Genomic DNA, 17,129 nt, shown 5'->3' on the forward strand with positions numbered 1-17,129 from the left:
AGACTACGTGAAGACCCCTATAACGTCTTCTATCGGGACCCGGCCCGGCGGCACCCTTGGACGATGTTCAGCGGATGTGGAGCCGGTGCATGGCTCGCAAACTCCTGGCCAACAGGCGGCTGTACTGCTCGCCCGACAGACCGGCCACCGGGTCGAAGCCGACCAGTCGCTGATCGGCGACGATCTGGCTCTGGGTGTAGGTCAGCAGGCCCGCCGCACCATGCCGGCGACCGGTGCCGGACCGCTTGCGGCCGCCGACCGGCGCTGCGGAGCCGTAGCCGGCGGCGTACCCCTCGTTGATGTTCACCATCCCGGTCTCCAACTGCTCGGCCACCGCCCTGGCGCGCCGCCGGTCCCGGCCGAAGACCGCCGCGTTCAACCCGTACGGGCTGTCGTTGGCCAGCCGGACCGCCTCGGCGTCGTTATCGACGGCGGTCACGGTGACGACCGGCCCGAAGACCTCGGACCGATTGATCTCGGCATCAGGTGCGGTCGCGGTGAGCACGGTCGGCTCGTAGAACCGCGGGCCCAGATCGGGACGTGGCCGACCGCCGGTCTCGGGCCGGGCGCCGGCGCTGATCGCGCGCCCGACCAGGCCGCTGACCCGTTCCAGATGCTCGGTCGAGATCAACGCTCCCAGGTCCGAGGTGTAGTCCAGGCCGTTGCCCAGCCGCAGCATCCTGGTGGCGGTGACGAAGCGGCGCAGGAAGTCGTCGTGGATGGTCCGGTCGACGTAGATCCGCTCCACCCCGATGCAGAGTTGGCCGGCATTGGAGAAGCAGGCCCGCAGTGCGGCTGGGACCGTGCGATCCAGATCGGCGTCGCCGAGCACGATCATCGGGTTCTTCCCGCCGAGTTCGAGATTGCAACCGATCACCCGCTGCGCGCAGCGTTCGGCGATCCGCACTCCGGCCGCTGTGGAGCCGGTGAACGAGACGTAGTCCGCACCGTCGATCAGGTCGTCCCCGACGTCGGCCGGCTCGCCCAGCACGGGCTGCCACAACCGAGGATCGACCCCCGACTGCAGCGCGAGATCGCGCAGCAGCAGCGAGGATCGGGTCGTCTTGGAGTCGGGCTTGTGAACGACAGCGTTGCCGGCCAGCAGGGCCGGAACCACGTCGGCGGCCAGCGCGAACGGATAGTTCCACGGCGTGATCATCGCGACCACGCCGCGCGGACGAGCGTACTCACGGGTCCGGGTGAGACCCGGCAGCGCGCCAGGTCGCCGCTGCGGCCGGAGCAACCGCGGCCCGGACCTGGCGTAGTAACCGATCGAGGAGACGGCATCCAGGAACTCCTCACTGGCATGCAGCCGCGCCTTCCCGGTCTCGGTCTGGATCACGTCCAGGATCTCGGACCGCCGGTCGAGCAGCAGATCACGCAACCGCAGGAACGGGATCGCCCGCGTCGCCGGTTCGAGGGCCGCCCACCCCGGCTGCGCGGCCCGCGCCGCAGCAAAAGCGGCCGTCGTGTCGTTCATGCTCCGACCGTAGCCCGTCGCTCGGACCACGGCCCCCGGAATGGGCCAGATGGCCGCCGGGGCAGGATAGGGCTCATGACCGGACACCTGCCGAGCAGACCGAGCCCTGCCCGGGTCGCGATGCTCAGCATGCACACCTCGCCGCTGGACACTCCGGGTGTCGGCGACGCCGGCGGACTGAACGTGTACGTCGCCGAGCTCGCCCACCGACTCGGGGCTCGTGGTGTGGAGGTCGACGTCTTCACCCGACGACGGGACGCCGACTCCGCCGAGATCACCGAGGTCAGCGACGGCTACCGGGTGATCCAGGTCGCTGCCGGGCCGGTCGCGCCGGTCGCCAAGGAGGAGCTTCCCACTCTGGTGCCGGAGTTCGCAGCCGGCATCCTGGACGGCTACGGCGATCGGGAATGGGACGTGCTGCACGGCCACTACTGGCTGTCCGGGATGGCCGGGATGATCATGGCCGAACGGCTCCGGGTGCCGCTGGTGCAGACCATGCACACGATGGCTCGGGTCAAGAACAGCAACCGGGCCGATGATCATCTGACCGAGCCCAGTGTCCGCGAGCACGGTGAGGCCGAGATCGTTGCCCGGGCAGCGATCCTGACGGCGAACACTCCGGACGAGGGCGAGGAGTTGAGCCACCACTACGGCGCCCGTGATGATCAACTCGCGATCGTGCCGCCCGGCGTCGATCTGGAGATCTTCCACCCCTGTGACCAGATCCAATCCCGAGAGCGACACGGCATCGGCCAGGATGCGAAGATCGTCTTGTTCGTCGGCCGGCTGCAGCCGTTGAAGGCGCCGGATGTGTTGATCGACGCGGTCGCGGAGTTGATCAAGCGTCGACCCGAGCTCCGGGAGACGTTGAAGTTGGTGATCATCGGTAGTCCGAGCGGACCGCAGAGCACCTGGGCCGATGCATTGCCGGAGGCTATCCGTGATCATGGTCTGGACGAGCAGATCATCGTCCGTCCGCACTCCCCCCGACCCGAGTTGTTCCGTTGGTACTGCGTCGCCGACGTGGTGGGAGTGCCGTCCTACAACGAGTCCTTCGGGCTGGTCGCGTTGGAGGCCCAGGCGTGTGGTCGACCTGTTGTGGCGACCGACGTCGGTGGGCTGCGGCACGCTGTGCGCGACGGCGAGACCGGATTGCTGGTGGCCGGGCACGACCCGTCGCGGTGGGCCGATGCCCTGGAGGAATTGATCGATGACCCTGCCCGGTCCCGTGATCTTGGTCGCAACGGTGCCCTGCACGCCGCTCGGTTCAGCTGGGACAACACCGCGGCAGCAAGTCTGGCCGCGTATGCGCGGGCTCTCCACTGAGAGAGAAGTTTGTATCAAGACTGTATTGACTCAATGATACAAAGGTGACACATTGAGGAGATGGACCGGATGGCCATCTTCGCGTTCACGACCCTCGCGGCGATCTTCGCCGTCGTCGGGATCGTGCACCGTTTCGTGCCGCAGACGCCGTTCCTTCCCGACTCGCGGCTGAGGAACATGCCGAGTACGCCGGAGATCCTGGGGCGGGTCGGGTTGGCCCGTCGGCGTCAGGTCTGGTGGGCGTCGGTCGGAGCGTTGTGTGGTCTCGTCCTCGGCGCGCTTCTGCTGGTCGGCAGCAAGTCGGTGATCCCGGACGCAGGTTGGCGACCGGAGATGTCGCTGATCTGGGTGGGATTGTTCGGCTGGGTGGCAGGCACCGTGGCCAACCTCGTCCGAAATGGATACGCCTTCAGCGACCATGCAGGCGTCCGCGTCGCACATTCCTCGGCAATGACCGTCCGATCGGTGGTTGGCCTGCCGGCCATGATCATCTGCCACCTGGCAGTCAGCCTCTCGGTCGCCCTCGTGATCTGGGTGACCATCGCGGCCCACGGGCGTTCGAGTGTGGACTATCCCTACTCACAGTTCGGCGACATCTGGACTCTGATGACGATGACCGTCCTCCTCGTCGTCGTTGCCCATTCCCTTGGGACGAGGGTGATCCGACTTCCCAGCTCGGCGAGTACCTCACTGGAACTCGCCTGGGATGCGGCATTGAAGAGAGCCGTCGTTCAAGACCTCTTTACCAAGGCGGTAATAGCTGCCGGCATCACTGCGCTCATGGCTGGCACCAATTCGCCCATCCGCCCTGTCCCGGCACAGTATCTCCTGATGTTCGCAAGCATCACCCTGGTGATCACGGCACACATCCTGCTCGCCCGTTCCGGCCGCCCCGCAGGCGCCATGATGTCGCCGGCACCCAGGGCCGCAGACGAGTCGGTGCGTCACTGATGCTGCTGATCGATTCTCAGTCGCCGGTGCCGCCGTTCGTTCAGCTCAAGGAGCAGCTCAGGGCGCAGATCCGGGCCGGTGAGCTCGCCCCGGGCACCCGGCTCCCGACGGTGCGCAAACTGGCATCCGATCTGGCGATCGCACCGAACACGGTGGCCCGGGCCTATCGGGAGCTGGAGGCGGAGAAGTTGATCATCACCCGCGGCCGACACGGCACCCAGGTCGCCGACGCGACACCCGATGATCCCGATGCGGCGGCGACCGCATCCTGGTTCGCGCAACGAATGCGCCGGCTCGGCGTCACACCATCCGAGGCGGTCCGGTTGGTCAACGAAGCGTTCGGTGCCGATGATCATCCGGCGACCGATTCGAGCACCTGACGAGCTGCACACCCAGAGCAGAGCAACCTGACTCTCGGCGTGGACGATCGTGGTCGAGTGATCCCCAGCACCAGCGTGTATACGTTTACCAAAACGACCCGTACTCCTTCTATCCTGTCGGGTCCACGTTGACTTCTGCCCGCACGACCACGGAGAAACCCCTTGTCACAGCCACCCGGACCGCCTGCAGCACCACCACCGGGATGGCAGCGACCGCCGGGGCAACACGGACCACCGGGGCAACAGGGACCACCCGAACAGCGCGGACACGCGCCCGACCCACAGGCCGCCGGGTGGAACGGCCCGCCGCAGGGCGACCCGTCTCAGCCTCCGATGGGCTGGGGGCAGGTTCCGGGGCCGAACCCCGCGGCCGGCTCGAGCGGGCAATACGGCCCCGGGGCAGGAACCGGCGCACCGTACGGAACCCGACCCGATGGTCCGCCGGGGCAGCCCGGCGGACCTCCCGGTGGTCCGGGTTGGCAGGGTGGTCCGGGCTGGCAGGGCGGACCGGGTTGGCAGGGCGGACCGGGCTGGCAGGGCGGGCAGCCGCGACCACCACGCAAGTCCCGTGCCGGACTGATCGCGGCCCTGTCGATCGGGGCCGGGATCCTGGTGCTTGCGGTCGTGTTGATCATCGTGTTGGTGATCAAGCCGGGCACACGCCAATCCGCGACCGACACCGGCCAATCCGGCGGATCGGCGACGTCTGCGCCACCGACGCGGGAGATCGCCTGGACCATCCCCGAGGCCGGGTCGAAGGAGGAGGCGATGACGATCAACTCCTACCAGGCCGACGGCGTCTTCGTCCGGGCGACCTCTGCGGGCGTTATCGGCTACAACGACTCCTCGGGTGAGGAGGAATGGCAGGTCGAGCCGACCGGCGGTTACGACCGGGTGTGCGCGTCGTCCGCGACGGCGACCGACGGCGTGATCGGCGTGATCTTCGGAGCCGCCCGCGACGACTGTGGACAGGTCGCGGCGATCGACCTGGCGACCGGCGAGCAGCTGTGGGAGAGCAAGGCCGACCCGGACTTCGACCAGGCCAGCAGGGCCGCCGTTGCAGCCGCCGACGGCAAGATCTTCGCGCCGGACCCCGACGGCACCGGAATCAACGGCTACGACATCGACAAGAAGGAGCGGATCTGGCATCGGCGGCTGGCCGACCACACCTGTTCCGTCGGTGACATCGCGGCCGACGAGAAGTCGGTGATCATGGTCCAGGAGTGCTTGCTGCAAGGCACGAACGAGCTCATCTCACTCGACCCCAGCACCGGTAGGACGAACTACAAGAGCAATGTGAAGATCCTGTCCCCGGTGTCCCCCGCGATGATCGCCAGCGTCTCACCGACGGTGATCCACGTCGGAGAGTCCAGCGGTCAGGGCGAGTTGCAGGTCTTCGACAGTTCGGGGTCGGTCAGCCGGACGATCCCGGCTGCCGCCGGCGGCGAGGAGGATCTGGAGATCGCGGCCGAGATCCTGAACTCCGAGTCCAGCAAACAGCACCCGTTCCCGCTACAAGTGGTGGGTAACACTCTGATCGCCCTGGCCTGGCGCGACGATCCGCGGAATCAGCCGCCCGGACCGCCCAAGGTGGCCGGGGTGGATCTGACGACCGGTGAACGGGCCTGGACCACCGACCTGCCCGACGGCGACTGGCTGATCGCGCCGGACACCGCAGGGAAGACGCCGGGATTGGTCCGATTTCCTCCACACGAGGCCGCCCGGACCTACACCGTCGATCCGTCCAGCGGCGAGTTGAGCGGCGGCGACGCGCTGGCCAAACCCGACCCGGACTATCTGGCCGATCACGTCGGCTTCGTCTCGGCCTCGGAGTACCTCTTCCAGGTCCGCGCCAACGACGTGGCGTACGGGCCGGCAGTGGTCGCGTTTCGGCAGAGCTAGCTCGCGCGCACCAACACCGCACATGTCGCCTGGTGTCGACGGATGACACCCGGCCGGCCACCGACCTGACGACTCACTCCTGCCAGAAGATGGCGTCGACGACGCGACGGGCGCGGCGGGCAGCTCGTTGGTAGCTGGCCACCAGATGGGAGCCCTCACCGGACGACCGGCCCATCAGCTCGGCGACGGCCGACAACTCGCGGGCATCGGTCGGGAAGGTGTCCGAACCGCGGCCCCGGACCAGCATGATCTGGTTGCGGATCTGGCTGGCCAGCAGCCAGGACTGCCGGAGCCACCGCGCCTGCTGCTCGCGGATCAGCCCGTGCCGGGTGGCGACCTCGAGTGCTTCGATGGTCCTGGTCGTGCGCAGTTCGGGGATCCGGTGCGCGTGCTGCAGTTGCAACAGTTGGACGGTCCATTCGACATCGGTCAACCCACCCGGACCGAGCTTGAGATGCTTGGACGGGTCGGTCCCACGCGGCATCCGTTCGGCCTCCATCCGCGCCTTCAGCCGGCGGATCTCGGTCAGTTGGGTCGCGTCGAGACCGTCGGCCGGCCATCGCAGCGGGTCGATGATCTTGATCAGCTCGGCACCGAGCTCGCGATCTCCGGCCAGTGGAGCGGCCCTGATCAGCGCCTGCCGCTCCCAGGTCGCCGACCAACGGTCGTAATAGGACCGGTAGGCATCGACCGATCGGACCAGCGGCCCGCCCTTGCCCTCGGGCCGCAGATCCGCGTCGATGATCAACGCAGGGTCGGCTCCCGGCAGCGACAGCAACCGGCGGAGCTCGGTGATCACCGCAGCGCCGATCTTGGTCCCCTCCCCCTCACCGGATCCGGAGATCACGAACATCGCGTCCGCGTCGGAGGCGTACCCCGCCTCCTGGCCTCCCCAGCGCCCCATGGCGATCACGCCGATCGTCGGCACCGGATCGGGGTCAGCGGTCGTCCCAGGATCGGTCTTCGACCCAGGACCGGTCCTCGACTCAGGACTCGCCGCAGCGCGAGCCACCGCGAGCGCGGTGTGCACGGTCGCCGAGGCCAGATCGCTCAACGCTTCACCGACCTCCAGGACGTCGTTCATCCCGAGCAGGTCTCCGGCGGCGATCCGGAACAGCTCGCGTCGCCGGATCGCCCGGATCGCTTCGACCGCGGCGGTCGGGGTGCGCTGCCGTCCCGCAGCCGCCGACATCTCGGCGCGCAGGTGTTCGAACGATCGCGGGGTCATTTCATGATCATCGGCCAGCATCTGGACCACCTGCGGCGCCCGCTGCAGCAGGCTGACCGCGTACCGACTGGACGCCAGGATCCGGGCGAACCGCTCGGCCATCGCGCCCTCGTCCCGCAACGCACGCAGATACCAGGGCGTCGTGCCCAACGCATCCGAGGTCTGTCGGAACGCCAGTAGTCCATGATCGGGATTGGGCCCGTCGGCGAACCAGGTGAGCATCGCCGGCAACAGCTGCCGCTGGATCTCCGCACGCCGGCTGACCCCGTTGGACAGTGCCTCGATGTGCCGCAACGCCGCCCGCGGGTCGTCGTAGCCGAGCGCCTTCAAGCGATCTTCGGCCGCTTTGGCGGTCAGCCGCAGATCGGCCGACGGAATGCTTGCCACCGCGTCGAGCACCGGCGAGTAGAACAACCGGCGGTGCAACTGCCGGACCCGATGAGCGGTTGACCGCCAGGTGTTCTGCAGACCCTTCACCGGATCGCTGTAGTGCAACGAACGACCCAGTGCACGAAGATCATCTTCAGACGTCGGCAGGACATGGGTCCGCCGCAACCGCTGCAGCTGGATGCGATGTTCCAACGATCGCAGGAACTGGTACGCCAGACCGAAGCCCTTGCCGTCCTCGCGGCCGACATAGCCGTAGTCGATCAAGGCATGCAGCCCCTCCAGGGTCGAACGCGACCGCAGTCGTTCATCGGCCCGACCGTGCACCAACTGCAGCAACTGAACCGCGAACTCGACGTCTCGCAGACCGCCGGGACCGAGTTTCAACTCCCGATCGGCAACCCGTTGCGGGATGTGATCGATCACCCGGGTCCGCATCGCGCGGGTGTCGGGGATGAAATGATCACGCTCGGCGACCTGCCAGACCATCGGCGTGATCATCTCGACGAACTCCGCACCCAGGTCAAGATCACCGGCCGCCGGTCGAGCCTTCAGCATCGCCTGGAACTCCCACGGCTTGGCCCACTTCTGGTAGTAGCCGCGGTGACTGGTCATGGTCCGGACCAGCGGCCCGGCCTTGCCCTCCGGGCGCAGCGCACTGTCCACCTCCCAGATCGTCCCGGCCGCCGTGTGCGCCGAACAGATCCGGGTCAGCTCGGCGGCGAGCTGGGTGGCGATCGTGATCGCCTCGTCGACCCCGACCTGATCGGCCCCGGCCCGATCATCCCCGCCGGTCCGATCATCGTCACCGGCCTGATCATCGTCACCGGCCTGAACGCCGACCGGCTCGGCGACGAACAACACGTCGACATCGCTGACATAGTTGAGTTCCTGGGCGCCGCACTTGCCGAGTCCGATCACCGCGAGCCGGCAGCGGGCGGCTCGATCCGGTCCGATCGAACGGCGGGCGACGGCCAACGCCGCGTCCAGGGTCGCGTCGGCCAGGTCGGACAGCTCAGCGGCCACTTCCGGCATCATCTCGATCGGCTCCGGCGCGGCCAGATCCCGGGCGGCGATCCGCAGCAGCGCGCCACGGTAGGCGATCCGCAGCGGATCACCGGGCTGCCCCGGCGGCTCATCCGCGACCGGATGGGCGGCATCGGGATCGGCGCCGATCGTCCTCAGCAGTTCAGCCCGCAGGTCCGCGGCGGACTTCCGGGTGACGTCGGTCAGGTGTTCGAGGTGTTCGGGGTTGGCCAGCAGATGTTGCTGCAACGCCGAACTGCCACCCAGCACCAGGATCAGGTGCCGCGCCAGGTCGGGTTCGGCCACCAGCCGGGTCAGCAGCCCCGGTACCTCCTCGGCCAACCGGTCCAGTCCGAGCAGAGCGTGATCGGGATCGGCCGAGGCGGTGATCAGATCCAGCAGCGACTCGCAGTCACTGGTCCAGTCGGCCAACCGCGACAGCGCCGCAGCGGAGTCGGCGAACCCGCGACGGGCCAGCGCGCCCTGAGTGATCTGAAGCGTCTGCACATCCGTGATCGTACGGCGCTGCCGTCGGCAGCCGGCAGCTGGCAGCGTAATCTGCAGCCACCATGTCCCTGCTGCTCGACATCACCCCGCTGCGCCGGAGTCCGGAGTTCCGCAGGCTGTGGTGGGGACTCGGTATCTCCAATCTCGGTGCCCAGCTGACCCAGGTCGCGGTCGGCCTTCAGGTCTACGCCCTCACCGGTTCCAGCCTCGCCGTCGGCGTGCTCGGCATCTGTGCGTTGGTGCCGTTGGTCGCGCTCGGTCTGTACGGCGGTGCGCTGACCGATCTGTACGACCGCCGCAAGGTCGCGTTGATCGCTTCCTCCGGCCTGTGGCTGATCTCCCTCGCCCTCGCCGTCCAGGCCTGGTCGGGGGCCAGCTCGGTCTATCTCCTCTACGGCCTGGTCGCTGCTCAGTCGGCCGGCTTCGCGATCAACAATCCGGCCCGCTCGGCGATCATCCCGCGACTGGTCGGACCCGAACTGCTGCCGGCGGCCAACGTGCTGCAGACCACCGCCTGGAACGTCGCGCTCACCGTCGGGCCGCTGCTCGGTGCCTTCCTTTCGGCCTGGAACTTCGGCGCCGCCTACACCCTCGACGTGGTTCTGTTCACCGCCGCGCTGTGGGCACTGTGGCGGCTGCCGGACCTGCCGCCGTTGCCGGATCCGGAGACCGGCGAGAACAGCGCGGAGGACGCACCAGCCGGCGCGGATCCGAACGCAGCCGGCAGGCCCCGTCGGCGGCCGCTCGGCTTCGCCTCGGTGCTGGAGGGATTGCGCTATCTGGCGACCAGGCCGAACGTCCGGACCAGCTTCCTGGTCGATCTGATCGCGATGATCACCGCGATGCCCCGGGTGCTCTATCCGGCCGTCGGTGTGCTCTTCCTCGGTGGCGGCGCCAACACCACCGGGATGCTGAACGCCGCCTTCGCGATCGGGGCCGTCCTGGCCGGGCTGCTGTCCGGCCGGCTGGTCCAGGTCCGGATGCAGGGTCGGGTGATCATCGGCGCGATCATCAGCTACGGCCTGGCGGTCGCGTCATTCGGACTGGTGCTGACCGCGGTCGGCGGCACCACACCCGAACACACCTTGATCATTCCGCTGATCGGTGCCGCCGTCTGCCTGGCGGTCTGCGGTGGCGCGGACTCGATCAGTTCGGTGTTCCGCAACACCCTGTTGCAGTCGGCGACGCCGGACCGGATGCGCGGCCGGTTGCAGGGCGTGTTCATCGTGGTCGTCGCCGGTGGCCCGCGGCTGGGCGACCTGGTGCTCGGCAGCTGGGCCGATTGGTGGGGCGAGAACTGGGCGGCGGTCGTCGGCGGCTTCAGCTGCGTTGCCCTGATCTGCCTGGCCGCCCTGTGGCAGCGTCGATTCCTGGCCTACGACGCCCGCGACCCGCAGCCCTGACATCGGACGATGCGGCTGCCCGGAACGGCGACGGTGCGGCTACTGCGAAGCGGCGCGACGTGGAGCCGAGGCGGTCATCGTGATCACCTTCGGCGCCGCCCGCCGCGGCAGCCCGGTGGCGGCCGGTCGCGGCAGCACCTCCCGGACCAGGCCGGGCAGGGCGTACTCGACGGCATCGAAGCCGGTCCGCCGGATCAGGCTCAGAGCCAGGATCGGGTCGGCCGTCGGGTGCAGGTGGGTGATCACGCAATGATCGACATCGGCCTCCAGTGCCAGGTCACCGATCTGCCGGGCATCGGAGTGGTCCCGTGCTTGCGACGCGGGGATGGCGTCGGGATAGGTCGCCTCGACGACCAACAGTCCGGCCTCGTGGGCGAGCCGCACCCGGGCGGCGTCGTCGGCCGATTCGCCGGCGTAGACGAACACCGCGCCGGCCGGGTCGGTGATCCGGAACCCGAAGCGGCTCCGGTCGGCGGACAGCGCCACCGCCTCGACCGCGAACGGGCCGAAGTTGATCTTGGAACCGGGCGGCCGGATCTGGTCGACGGCATCGGACGGGACGGCCGGATCCAGCGCGAGCAGGGCATCCAAGGAATTCTCCGGTGCGACCACCGGAAGCGCGGACGGCGCGTCGTCGCCGAGCACGCGGGCCCGCAGCAGCGCGCCCAGGTCGGCGCAGTGGTCCGGACGACCCTGGCTGATCAGGACGGCGTCGATGTCGGTAGCGTTGCAGTGCCGCAGCAGCTCGACCAGCACTCCGTGACCAGGGTCGATCAGCAACCGGATGTCGTCGTGGGTCAGTAGATAGCCCGAGCAAGCTTGTCCGGCCCGCGGCCACAGCCCCGATCCACCCAAGACCGTCAGTTCCACTGACATTCCTCCACCCCGAAGCCCTTGCGGGCCGAAGCCCCTGGCGGAAACGGGTTCACCCTGCGAAATCCACCTCGCACGCAAATCCGTCTGCCGAGCGAAATCCATCCGGACAGAAAGCCCGATGGAGGCACCTTAGTGCCCCAGGAGGGCGCCGGCTGAACCGGAACCTGTGAACTTCTTGCCGTGTCGCTGATACTGCGGCGGTCGGCCGTGGCCGACCCGGCTAATCTGCTCACCGTGGCAGCAGGTTCGAGCGCACGCGGCTCTGGGTTGAACGCGCGGGATGCGGCGGCGTTGACGGAGTTCGCCGCTGCCGCGGCGGAGCAGCCGGCGTTCCGGGATCCGGCGGTCGCGCTGCAGGCGGAGCTGGCAGGCTCGGCAGGGCGACTGACCGACCCGCTGCGGATGCAGATCGTGCGGTTGGTGGATGCCGTCGACGTCGCCAACCAAGCCGCCGCGGAGAGTGACCAGTTCGTCGTACCGCGTCGGCCGATGGCGATCGCCTGTCGTTCGCTGTGCGGTTGGCTCGCCGAACGGCATCCCGGCCGTTCGGTCGAGGTGCGGGTGCCGCCGCATGCGGCGGTCCAGTGCGGGGTCGGCCCGGAAGGTCCGACCCACACCCGCGGCACGCCGCCCAACGTGGTGGAGACCGACCCACTCACCTTCCTGCGGCTCGGCACCGGTCGGATCAGCTGGGCTCAGGCGACGGCCGCCGGCAAGGTGGCAGCCAGCGGACAACGCGCCGATCTGACGATGGTGCTGCCGATCATCGGCTGACCGACCTGCGGCGGGACCCGGCCGGCCGAGGCTCAGAGCACCGGCAGCAACTGCTCCAACTCGTACGGGGTGACCTGGCGTTGATGATCCAGCGCCTCGGCCTTCTTGTTGCGCAGGAAGAAGTCGAAGACGTGGTCGCCGAGTGTTTCGGCCACCAGTTCGGAATCCTCCATCACCCGGATCGCCTCGTCCAGATTCTGCGGCAGCGGCTTGATGCCGAGTGCCCGGCGTTCCCGTTCGGTCAGCGACCAGACGTCGTCCTCGGCGCCCGGCGGCAGCTCGTACTCGCCGTTGATCCCGGCCAGGCCCGCCGACAACATCAACGCAAACGTCAGGTACGGGTTGCAGCCGGAGTCCAGCGAGCGCAGCTCGACCCGGGTCGAGTTCGGCTTGTTGGCCGTCGGCACCCTGATCAGGGCCGAGCGGTTGTTGCGGCCCCAGCAGATGTAGGTCGGCGCCTCCCCACCACTGGCCAGCCGCCGGTAGGAATTCACCCACTGATTGGTCACCGCGGCGATCTCGGCGGCATGGGCGAGCAGACCGGCGATGAAGTGCTCGGCCACCTTGGACAGGTGGTTCTCCGCGGTCGCGTCGTAGAAGGCGTTGTTGTCGCCTTCGAACAGTGACACGTGGGTGTGCATCGCCGAACCGGCGTACTCGGTGAACGGCTTGGGCATGAAGGTGGCGTGCAGGCCCTGGCTCAGCGCGACCTCCTTGACCACCACCCGGAAGGTCATCAGGTTGTCGGCCATGCTGAGCGCGTCGGCGTACCGCAGGTCGATCTCCTGTTGACCGGGCGCCGCCTCGTGATGGGAGAACTCGACCGAGATCCCCATCTGTTCCAGCATCGTGATCGCTTCCCGGCGGAAGTCGCTGCCGATGCTCTGCGGGGTGTGATCGAAGTAGCCACTGCTGTCCACCGGTGTCGGCCGCTGCCCGGGCACCATCGGATCCTTCAGCAGGAAGAACTCGACCTCGGGATGGGTGTAGAAGGTGAAACCGAGGTCGCCGGCCTTGTTCATCGCCCGCTTCAGCACATAGCGCGGATCGGCGTAGGCCGGCGAGCCGTCCGGCATCTTGATGTCGCAGAACATCCGGGCCGTTGCGGGGCTCTGATTTCGCCACGGCAACACCTGGAACGTGGACGGATCGGGCCGGGCGACCATGTCGGCCTCATAGACCCGGGCAAAGCCCTCGATCGCCGAACCGTCGAAGCCGATGCCTTCCTCGAAGGCGCCTTCGAGCTCGGCGGGGGCGATCGCCACCGACTTGAGAAACCCCAGTACGTCTGCAAACCACAGCCGGACGAAACGAACGTCCCGTTCCTCCACTGCGCGCAGCACGAACTCCGTCTGCTTGTCCATGAGGGTGAGTCTGCCTGCTCCTCGTAACGAACCGATGACAGGGGTGCCCCAATCGTTCGGGTCGTGTCGCCGTCGAAGCGGTCCGGACGTTGAGCAAGCCCTTCAACCGAACCGTGACTGCCGTCGGCGGCTGAGATTTCGCGGACGACAGCAACACTCGGCCGTCGCCGTCAGCTACCGACGGCTCGCCGGTCGGAGCCCGTCCAGCAGGATGTCGAGCAGTCGATCGGTCCTGACGGCCGGACCGGACTGGTGCGCGACGGTGAAGATGCCGATCAGGACGGCCGCGACTTCCTCGGCGGAGACGTCTGCTCGAAGATCACCGCTGGTCCGGCCGGCGTCGAGCATCGCCGTGATCGCGGTGAGGATGTCGTCCCTCGTCCGGGCATGGGCGAGGTCGCCGGACTCGATCATCGCCAGCATGGTGTCGAGCATGCCGCCCTTGGTGGCGATCCATGCGCCGAACAGGTCCATCCACCTGCGCAGCGCCTCCGCCGGCGACACCTCGGCGAGGAACTGCTGGGCGCCGTTGACCAGGCCGGCGACCTGATCCCGGTAGACGGCTTCCACCAGGGATTCACGGGTCGGAAAGTGCCGATAGAGCGTGCCGATACCGACGCCCGCCTGCCGAGCGATGGCACGCATCGAGGTGTCCGCGTCGGTGCCGGCGAAGGCGCGAGCGGCGACCGTGAGGAGTTGCTCGCGATTGCGGACGGCGTCCGCTCGCGTCGGCTGCGGTTCTGGACTGGACAAAACGGATCACGCTCCGGATACACTGTGACGGTAACCGGAGCATAGTCCGGTTGATCCGGCTGGATGCACAAGGAGACACGGAGATGCGAAATCGCAGCAATGAACCTCGGGCCGGCAGGAGCAGGGCGGTCCGCCTCGACGCCTTCGGCGGTCCGGAGGTGTTGACCGTCCAGGACGTGCCGGTGCCCCGGCCGGCACCCGGCCAGCTCCGCGTCCGGGTCACCGCAGCGGGCTTGAATCCGATGGACTGGTTCATGACTGCCGACGACCGGACCGCATCACGGTTCGGGCTGACGCTGCCCGCGGGCTTCGGGACCGACTATGCCGGGGTCGTCGACCGGGTCGGCGCCGGAGTGACCGGATACGCGAGCGGCGACCGGGTCTTCGGCGCGGCTCTGTCGCGAGCGGTCGCCGATTACGTCCTGGTCGAATCCGACGGTGACATCTCGACCGGCGTCGCCCACCTCACCCCGGACGCGGTCGACGACCGGACGGCCGCCACTCTGGCGATCGCGGGCAGCACCGCGGCGGCAGCACTCGCGGCCCTGGATCTCGGACCGGACGACACCGTGCTGATGGGTGGAGCCGGTGGCGGGGTCGGCGTGTTCGCCGTCCAACTGGCACGGCTCGCGGGAGCTCGGGTGATCGGAACCGGTTCACCGTCGACCGCCGAGTTCCTCCGCAGCCTCGGTAGTGAACCGATCGCGTACGGGGACGGGCTGATCGAGAGGATCCGCGCCCTCGACGCAGGCCCGATCACCGCGGCGGCGGACCTGCACGGGACCGACACCGTCCAGGTCGCCCGTCAACTCGGAGTACCGGATCGCCGGATCTGCACCATCGCCGCACGGGTCGACGGAATCCCGGCTGCGAACGGCGCCACCGCCGGTCCCGAGGCTCTGCAGCACATCGCAGGCCTGATAGCTGCGGGCAAGCTGCACGTCCCGATCGCGGCGACCTTCCCGATCGACGAGATCCGTTCCGCGGTCGAGCTCCAATCGACCAGGCACGCTCACGGCAAGATCGTGATCGACCTCTGAACCGACGGTGATTCGTCAGCCCTTGTGTTCCCGCCAGGTCCGCTCGAAGGGCAGCCGCCAGGCGTGCGGGGCGATCAGTTGATGGATCGCGTTCGGCCCCCAGGAGCCCTGCGGGTACGGCTTGACCGGCGGCTCCATGTGCAGCAGATATTCCGAGCGTTCCCACAGCGCCTCGATGCCTTCTGCGGTGGTGAACAGGGTGTGGTCGCCGCGCATCGCGTCCAGCAGCAGCCGCTCGTAGGCCTCCAGTACGTCGCCGGCGCTCTCGGTCTCCTCGGTGGAGAACTGCATCGACAGCTTGTCCAACCGCATCCCCGGGCCGGGCCGCTTGCCGTAGAAGGACAGCGACACCTTGGACTCGTCGGCCAGGTCGAAGGTCAGGTGATCCGGCCCCTGGGAGCCGACACCGGAACCGCCGGGGAACATCGACTTCGGCGCCTCCTTGAAGGCGATCGAGATGATCCGTTGCCCCTCGGCCATCCGCTTGCCGGTCCGCAGGTAGAACGGCACCCCGGCCCACCGCCAGTTGTCGATCCCGACCTTGAGCGCGATGAACGTCTCGGTCTCCGAATCCCGGGCGACACCCTCCTCCTGCCGGTAACCCATGTACTGGCCGCGGACAACGCAGGCCGGGTCGATCGGCTCCAACGAACGGAAGACCTTGTTCTTCTCCTCGCTGATCGCCCGCGGCTCCAGCGCGGTCGGCGTCTCCATCGCGACGAAGGCCAGCACCTGGAACAGATGGGTGACCACCATGTCCTTGTAGGCACCGGTGGCCTCGTAGAAGTTGGCCCGCCGGTCCAGCCCGAGGGTCTCGGGGATGTCGATCTGGATGTGATCGATGAAATTGCGGTTCCAGATCGGCTCGAACAGGCCGTTGGCGAACCGGAACGCCAGGATGTTGAGCGCGGCCTCCTTGCCCAGGAAGTGATCGATCCGGAAGATCTGCTCCTCGTCGAAGGTCTCGTGCACCTGGTTGTTCAGGGTGATCGCGCTGGCCAGGTCGGTGCCGAACGGCTTTTCCATGATCACCCGGGACCGTTCCACCAGGTCGGCGTCCCGCAGGGTGCCGATCACGGCCGGCGCTGCCTTGGGCGGGACGCTGAGGTAGTGGATCCGTTGGGTGTCGCCGCCGAGCCGCTCCTCGGCCGCCTTGACCGCAGCAGCCAACCCCTCGGCCCCGGCCGAGGACGGCACGTAGGTCAGCTTGTCGGAGAACTGGAACCATTGCTCGCGATCCAGCTGCCGATGACTGAACTCGCGGATCGCCTGGGAGGCGAACTTGCGGAAGCCGTCGTCGTCCATCTCCTCCAGTGAGGTGCCGACCACCTCGATGTCGGGGACGAGCTCGGACAACGACAGATGTGCCAGCCCGGGAAGCAACTTGCGTCGGGCAAGATCACCGGTCGCACCGAACAACACGATCACATGCGGACTGACCGGTTGATCCTCCCGCAGCGACGGATGCGCACCGGGTGCGGGATAGGCAACGGTCTGGACGGTCGGTGCTTCGCTCACGCATCCGATGCTGCCACTAGAGCCAGGTTTTGTCTGCAGGAGGGTGCCCGTCGGGTCCCCGGGGTCGGTGCATCGTGGTCGCCGGCAATGTCGCCACGTTCCGTCCGGTGGATCGCTAGTGGTGTGTTGCTGAAATAGGTTGACGTTTGGCGGTGTCCAGGTGCGTGCAGCGCAAGGCGGCGTCGCGAAGGCATACCGGGCGTATGTCGAGCGA

At 68.0% G+C, this 17,129-nt stretch carries 13 protein-coding genes; 7 read left to right on the forward strand and 6 right to left on the reverse strand.

Features of this window, described 5'->3' with window-relative positions; genetic code table 11:
• Positions 1 to 67: 67 nt before the first annotated feature.
• Positions 68 to 1,480, reverse strand: a complete 1,413-nt coding sequence (locus tag BLU38_RS05365; protein WP_091521031.1) for a succinic semialdehyde dehydrogenase — start codon at positions 1,478 to 1,480, stop codon at positions 68 to 70.
• A gap of 75 nt (positions 1,481 to 1,555) precedes the next feature.
• On the opposite strand from BLU38_RS05365, the gene mshA reads away from it, so the two are divergent.
• The 4 genes from mshA to BLU38_RS05385 all read left to right on the forward strand — a co-directional run bounded on the left by mshA (position 1,556) and on the right by BLU38_RS05385 (position 6,039).
• Positions 1,556 to 2,806, forward strand: a complete 1,251-nt coding sequence (mshA, locus tag BLU38_RS05370) for a D-inositol-3-phosphate glycosyltransferase (RefSeq protein ID WP_091521032.1) — start codon at positions 1,556 to 1,558, stop codon at positions 2,804 to 2,806.
• A gap of 69 nt (positions 2,807 to 2,875) precedes the next feature.
• Positions 2,876 to 3,757, forward strand: coding sequence for a hypothetical protein (locus BLU38_RS05375; RefSeq protein WP_157683226.1), 882 nt, complete (start codon positions 2,876 to 2,878; stop codon positions 3,755 to 3,757).
• Entirely contained in the window at positions 3,757 to 4,137 is a 381-nt protein-coding gene (locus BLU38_RS05380; RefSeq protein ID WP_091521038.1) for a GntR family transcriptional regulator, read from the forward strand. Before BLU38_RS05375 ends, BLU38_RS05380 begins: the two co-directional genes overlap by 1 nt.
• A gap of 333 nt (positions 4,138 to 4,470) precedes the next feature.
• Entirely contained in the window at positions 4,471 to 6,039 is a 1,569-nt protein-coding gene (locus tag BLU38_RS05385; RefSeq protein WP_091521041.1) for an outer membrane protein assembly factor BamB family protein, read from the forward strand.
• Positions 6,040 to 6,112: 73 nt separating this feature from the next.
• Here the strand turns inward: BLU38_RS05385 and BLU38_RS05390 are convergent, their stop codons facing one another.
• Positions 6,113 to 9,187 carry a bifunctional [glutamine synthetase] adenylyltransferase/[glutamine synthetase]-adenylyl-L-tyrosine phosphorylase gene (locus tag BLU38_RS05390; RefSeq protein WP_091521044.1) on the reverse strand — a complete coding sequence of 1,025 codons (3,075 nt, stop codon included), beginning with the start codon at positions 9,185 to 9,187 and terminating at the stop codon, positions 6,113 to 6,115.
• Positions 9,188 to 9,249: 62 nt separating this feature from the next.
• Here BLU38_RS05390 and BLU38_RS05395 point away from each other — a divergent pair, with 62 nt between their 5' ends.
• Positions 9,250 to 10,590: an MFS transporter gene (locus tag BLU38_RS05395; RefSeq protein WP_091521048.1), complete on the forward strand. Its 1,341-nt coding sequence runs from the start codon at positions 9,250 to 9,252 to the stop codon at positions 10,588 to 10,590.
• Positions 10,591 to 10,629: 39 nt separating this feature from the next.
• Here the strand turns inward: BLU38_RS05395 and BLU38_RS05400 are convergent, their stop codons facing one another.
• Positions 10,630 to 11,460, reverse strand: coding sequence for an MBL fold metallo-hydrolase (locus BLU38_RS05400; protein WP_091521051.1), 831 nt, complete (start codon positions 11,458 to 11,460; stop codon positions 10,630 to 10,632).
• A 240-nt stretch (positions 11,461 to 11,700) separates the two neighbouring features.
• On the opposite strand from BLU38_RS05400, the gene BLU38_RS05405 reads away from it, so the two are divergent.
• Positions 11,701 to 12,240 carry a sterol carrier family protein gene (locus BLU38_RS05405; RefSeq protein ID WP_231920185.1) on the forward strand — a complete coding sequence of 180 codons (540 nt, stop codon included), beginning with the start codon at positions 11,701 to 11,703 and terminating at the stop codon, positions 12,238 to 12,240.
• A 32-nt stretch (positions 12,241 to 12,272) separates the two neighbouring features.
• Here the strand turns inward: BLU38_RS05405 and BLU38_RS05410 are convergent, their stop codons facing one another.
• Together BLU38_RS05410 and BLU38_RS05415 are read right to left on the reverse strand one after the other, a co-directional pair.
• A complete protein-coding gene (locus tag BLU38_RS05410; RefSeq protein ID WP_091521055.1) occupies positions 12,273 to 13,604 on the reverse strand; it encodes a glutamine synthetase family protein in 1,332 nt (443 codons plus the stop codon).
• 174 nt (positions 13,605 to 13,778) lie between these two features.
• Entirely contained in the window at positions 13,779 to 14,357 is a 579-nt protein-coding gene (locus tag BLU38_RS05415; protein WP_091521059.1) for a TetR/AcrR family transcriptional regulator, read from the reverse strand.
• An 83-nt stretch (positions 14,358 to 14,440) separates the two neighbouring features.
• Between BLU38_RS05415 and BLU38_RS05420 the strand changes: the two genes are divergently transcribed.
• Positions 14,441 to 15,397, forward strand: a complete 957-nt coding sequence (locus BLU38_RS05420; protein ID WP_091521062.1) for an NADP-dependent oxidoreductase — start codon at positions 14,441 to 14,443, stop codon at positions 15,395 to 15,397.
• A gap of 15 nt (positions 15,398 to 15,412) precedes the next feature.
• Here the strand turns inward: BLU38_RS05420 and zwf are convergent, their stop codons facing one another.
• Positions 15,413 to 16,915 carry a glucose-6-phosphate dehydrogenase gene (zwf, locus tag BLU38_RS05425; RefSeq protein ID WP_091521066.1) on the reverse strand — a complete coding sequence of 501 codons (1,503 nt, stop codon included), beginning with the start codon at positions 16,913 to 16,915 and terminating at the stop codon, positions 15,413 to 15,415.
• Positions 16,916 to 17,129: the final 214 nt, after the last annotated feature.

This window comes from Microlunatus soli (assembly GCF_900105385.1).
Lineage (GTDB): Bacteria > Actinomycetota > Actinomycetes > Propionibacteriales > Propionibacteriaceae > Microlunatus > Microlunatus soli.

Coding starts and splice junctions, on each gene's coding strand:
- BLU38_RS05365 (WP_091521031.1), bottom strand. CDS start 1,480: ATGAACGACACGACGGCCGCTTTTGCTGCGGCGCGGGCCGCGCAGCCG.
- mshA (WP_091521032.1), top strand. CDS start 1,556: ATGACCGGACACCTGCCGAGCAGACCGAGCCCTGCCCGGGTCGCGATG.
- BLU38_RS05375 (WP_157683226.1), top strand. CDS start 2,876: ATGGCCATCTTCGCGTTCACGACCCTCGCGGCGATCTTCGCCGTCGTC.
- BLU38_RS05380 (WP_091521038.1), top strand. CDS start 3,757: ATGCTGCTGATCGATTCTCAGTCGCCGGTGCCGCCGTTCGTTCAGCTC.
- BLU38_RS05385 (WP_091521041.1), top strand. CDS start 4,471: ATGGGCTGGGGGCAGGTTCCGGGGCCGAACCCCGCGGCCGGCTCGAGC.
- BLU38_RS05395 (WP_091521048.1), top strand. CDS start 9,250: ATGTCCCTGCTGCTCGACATCACCCCGCTGCGCCGGAGTCCGGAGTTC.
- BLU38_RS05410 (WP_091521055.1), bottom strand. CDS start 13,604: ATGGACAAGCAGACGGAGTTCGTGCTGCGCGCAGTGGAGGAACGGGAC.
- BLU38_RS05420 (WP_091521062.1), top strand. CDS start 14,441: ATGCGAAATCGCAGCAATGAACCTCGGGCCGGCAGGAGCAGGGCGGTC.